Annotated in this window: 5 protein-coding genes; 3 read left to right on the top strand and 2 right to left on the bottom strand. The window is 46.5% G+C overall.

The features are described from left to right. Positions 1 to 155: 155 nt before the first annotated feature. Complete coding sequence (gene mobB / locus J1782_RS00390) at positions 156 to 686, bottom strand: molybdopterin-guanine dinucleotide biosynthesis protein MobB (protein WP_152324932.1); 531 nt, start codon at positions 684 to 686, stop codon at positions 156 to 158. After that, complete coding sequence (mobA, locus tag J1782_RS00385; protein ID WP_152324934.1) at positions 676 to 1,272, bottom strand: molybdenum cofactor guanylyltransferase MobA; 597 nt, start codon at positions 1,270 to 1,272, stop codon at positions 676 to 678. The genes mobB and mobA overlap by 11 nt, the downstream gene beginning before the upstream one ends. Before the next feature lie 153 nt (positions 1,273 to 1,425). Between mobA and J1782_RS00380 the strand changes: the two genes are divergently transcribed. The 3 genes from J1782_RS00380 (at position 1,426) to dsbA (ending at position 3,444) form a co-directional block, all read left to right on the top strand. Then, positions 1,426 to 1,695: a YihD family protein gene (locus J1782_RS00380; protein WP_152324935.1), complete on the top strand. Its 270-nt coding sequence runs from the start codon at positions 1,426 to 1,428 to the stop codon at positions 1,693 to 1,695. 92 nt (positions 1,696 to 1,787) lie between these two features. Beyond that, on the top strand, positions 1,788 to 2,774 hold the full coding sequence (locus J1782_RS00375; protein WP_152324937.1) for a serine/threonine protein kinase: 987 nt from the start codon (positions 1,788 to 1,790) through the stop codon (positions 2,772 to 2,774). 46 nt (positions 2,775 to 2,820) lie between these two features. Further along, positions 2,821 to 3,444 (top strand): thiol:disulfide interchange protein DsbA, encoded by a 624-nt coding sequence (gene dsbA, locus J1782_RS00370; protein ID WP_101079959.1) that lies wholly within the window; start codon positions 2,821 to 2,823, stop codon positions 3,442 to 3,444. The last annotated feature ends 26 nt before the right edge of the window (positions 3,445 to 3,470 follow it).

The raw sequence follows: 3,470 nt of genomic DNA, 5'->3' as shown, positions 1-3,470 counted from the left end.
GAACTCAGAAGTGAAACGCCGTAGCGCCGATGGTAGTGTGGGGTCTCCCCATGCGAGAGTAGGGAACTGCCAGGCATCAAATAAGTGGAAAGCCCTGTACTGACGTACAGGGCTTTTTGCTATGGGAAATTTGGAGAAACAAAAGAAGAGACACCCTAGTTTTGCTTATTTTTCAGCCACTGAAGTACAAATTCTCCTACTTTATCTACCTCATTTATATTCAGAATGCTGATTGCCTGTGAAACCGGTATGAACAGATCATCACTTGCGACAGCAATAACATGCAGATCTATCAGACTCTCCAGCGATTTCCCTGTTTCTTTTCTGTACAGCATTATTTTATCAATTTCTTCATGCTTAAATCCTTCTACTAAAATCATATCCAGATTATTACTGTCGAAACGCGCTGCCAGATATTCAAGATTCGGCTCGTCTTGTTCCGGCGTTTCAGTCATCAGCGCCCACCGGCTGCTGCTGGCAACCATAGTCTGGTCTGCGCCCGCTTTACGTAGCACAAAGCTATCTTTCCCCGGCGTATCCACATCCACATCATGATGGGTGTGTTTAATGAGACCGGTCCGTACGCCACGCTGTCGCAGATAGGGAATGAGCTGTTTCAGCAAGGTTGTTTTTCCGGTTCCGCTATAAGCGACGATCCCAAGCAAAGGCGTTTTTTTATTTATCATCTTGAGAGAGATCCGGGTTGTGGGTTTTCCAGTTAGCCACATCTTCCGGCGTGTTGAGATTGGAAAAGGCGGCAGAATCACTGAACAGCACCGATTTTGCTCCAATACTATGAAGAAAAATCATGAGCTTCCTGTCACCGTTTTTAAGATACGTCGTGAGTGCTGGTATCAGGCTCCTGTTTAACAGGCAAAGTGTTGGATGCTCACGCTCTGTGTCACGAGCATAAGCCGCTTTCTGTCCGGAAAGCCCGACAGATAACATTTCACTGAGATCGACAGGGAAAGCCGGAACGTCGCAGGGAACAAAGAGTACCCATTCGGTTTTGCTCACCGATAACGCTGCAAGCATACCGGCAAGAGGGCCTGAGAAATTCTGTTTGATATCCGGGACTGTCTGGAAATCCCTTCCGTAACGCTCAGAGTTCAGATTACAGCTGATCAGAATATCTCCGACTTGCGGACGTAATCTTTGAGCGATATGTTCAAATAAAGGCTGACCATGAATATCAATCAGTCCTTTATCTTCACCCATCCTGCTCGACCGACCGCCGGCTAAAATAACGCCAGTGATGCTACTACGATCCATAATATTTGCCCGTTAAAACCTCATTATTGCAGTTATTGTAACGCCATAATTTGGCCGCGCGCAGGTTAAACTTTTCTGCGGTGAGCTTATACTTTCCCTGATGAAATAACCCTGTTATTTTTAAGGTCTGAAAACAAGTGGAGAAGGAATATCATGAAAGAGCATCGCGTAAACGAGTTGATCGAACTACTGCACCCGGCATGGAAAGAAGACTGTGATCTGAACCTGATGGAGTTTATTCAGAAACTGGCAACGGAATGTGGTTATCAGGGACAGTTGGGTGAACTGAGCGATGATACCTTGATTTATCACCTTAAAATGCGTGGTACCGACAGCACAGCTGAAATTCCGGGGCTTAAGAAAGACTATGAGGATGACTTTAAAACCGCTCTTTTACGTGCCCGTGGCGTGATTAAAGATTGATGTAAACTTATGTGAACTTCATGCGTGCCGCTAAAAATAGATGCTACTATTTCCCATTGTCATTTTTCTGTGCGGCCAATCCGAATGAAGTCATGAACAATTCAGCATTTAATTTTCAGGCATTGTCGCCGGATCTTATCCTTGATGCTTTAGAGAGTGTCGGTCTTATTGCTGAGTCCGGCCTCACTGCATTGAACAGCTACGAGAACCGGGTTTACCAATTTCTTGGTGAAGACCGAAAACGTTACGTCGTGAAATTCTACCGCCCGGAACGCTGGAGCGAAGAGCAAATTTACGAAGAGCATCGTTTCTCGCTTGATATGGCTGATGCTGAAATACCGGCTGTCGCTCCGCTTTCAATCAATAAAGATACCCTCCATCGCCATCAGGGTTACCTGTTCACAGTGTTTCCCAGCGTGGGCGGTCGTCAGTATGAAATCGATAATCTGGACCAGCTGGAATGGGTGGGCCGTTTCCTCGGCCGCATTCATCAGGTTGGTAGTCAGAGCCCGTTCAAAGTTCGTCCGACGATAGGATTGGATGAGTATCTGACGCAGCCGCGCGAAGTTCTCGCGCAATGTTCCCTGATACCCGCCAGCCTGCGCGAACCTTTCTTATCCGCTACTGATAACCTGATCCGTACAACGCGGGAATTCTGGCATACGGACTGGCAGTCGATACGTTTACACGGTGATTGCCATCCGGGAAATATTCTCTGGCGTGATGGTCCGCTGTTTGTCGATATGGATGATGCCCGCACCGGCCCGGCCGTTCAGGATATGTGGATGTTGTTACATGGCGAGCAAAGTGAACAACGAATTCAGTTAGATATCTTGCTGGAAGCTTATGAGGAATTCGCCGATTTTGATTCCAGCGAGCTGGCGTTAATTGAGCCGCTGCGTGCTATGCGCATGGTCTATTATCTGGCCTGGGTCGCGAAGCGCTGGGGTGATCCTGCGTTTCCAAAAAGCTTCCCGTGGATGCAGGACGAAGATTTTTGGCGTGGTCAGATATCCGCTTTCACCGAGCAAATTAGGAAATTACAGGCACCTCCTTTACAGCTGATGCCAATGTACTGAGTCACGATTAATGTTCGAAGTTTAATTAAATGGAGATAGGCTTTATATGAAAAAGATATTCCTGGCACTGGTTGGTATGGTTATGGCCTTCAGTGTATCTGCAGCACAGTTTTCTGATGGTGCACAGTACGTTACTTTAGATAAAACCGTTGCTAATGAACCACAGGTACTCGAGTTCTTCTCATTTTATTGCCCGCACTGCTATCAGTTCGAACAAGTCTGGCATGTATCAGACAGCATCCGTAAGAACCTGCCAAAAGATGTGAAATACACCAAATACCACGTGGAATTCCTGGGGCCTTTGGGTAAACAATTAACTCAGGCATGGGCTGTTGCTATTGCTCTGGGTGTTGAGGATAAAGTCAGCCCGCTGATGTTTGATGCCGTTCAGAAACAACAGTCTGTTCAGAATGCTGATGATATCCGTAAGGTGTTTATTCAGGCCGGTGTGAAAGGTGAAGACTACGATGCTGCGCTTAACAGCTTTGTAGTGAAATCACTGGTTGTTCAACAGGAAAAAGCCGCTGCCGATCTGGGTCTGCAAGGCGTACCTTCTGTATTTGTGAACGGCAAATATATGGTTAAAAATGACGGACTTGATACCAGCTCAATGGACAGTTACGTCAAACAATATTCTGATGTGATTAACTTCTTATCGACCAAAAAATAAGACGTTTTGATCCCAGCGCCAGCCTT

Source organism: Rahnella sp. BCC 1045 (genome assembly GCF_019049615.1).
Taxonomy (GTDB): Bacteria; Pseudomonadota; Gammaproteobacteria; order Enterobacterales; family Enterobacteriaceae; genus Rahnella; species Rahnella contaminans.
The sequence above is the reverse complement of the archived record's forward strand: the minus strand, read 5'-3'. Positions and strand labels throughout refer to the sequence as shown.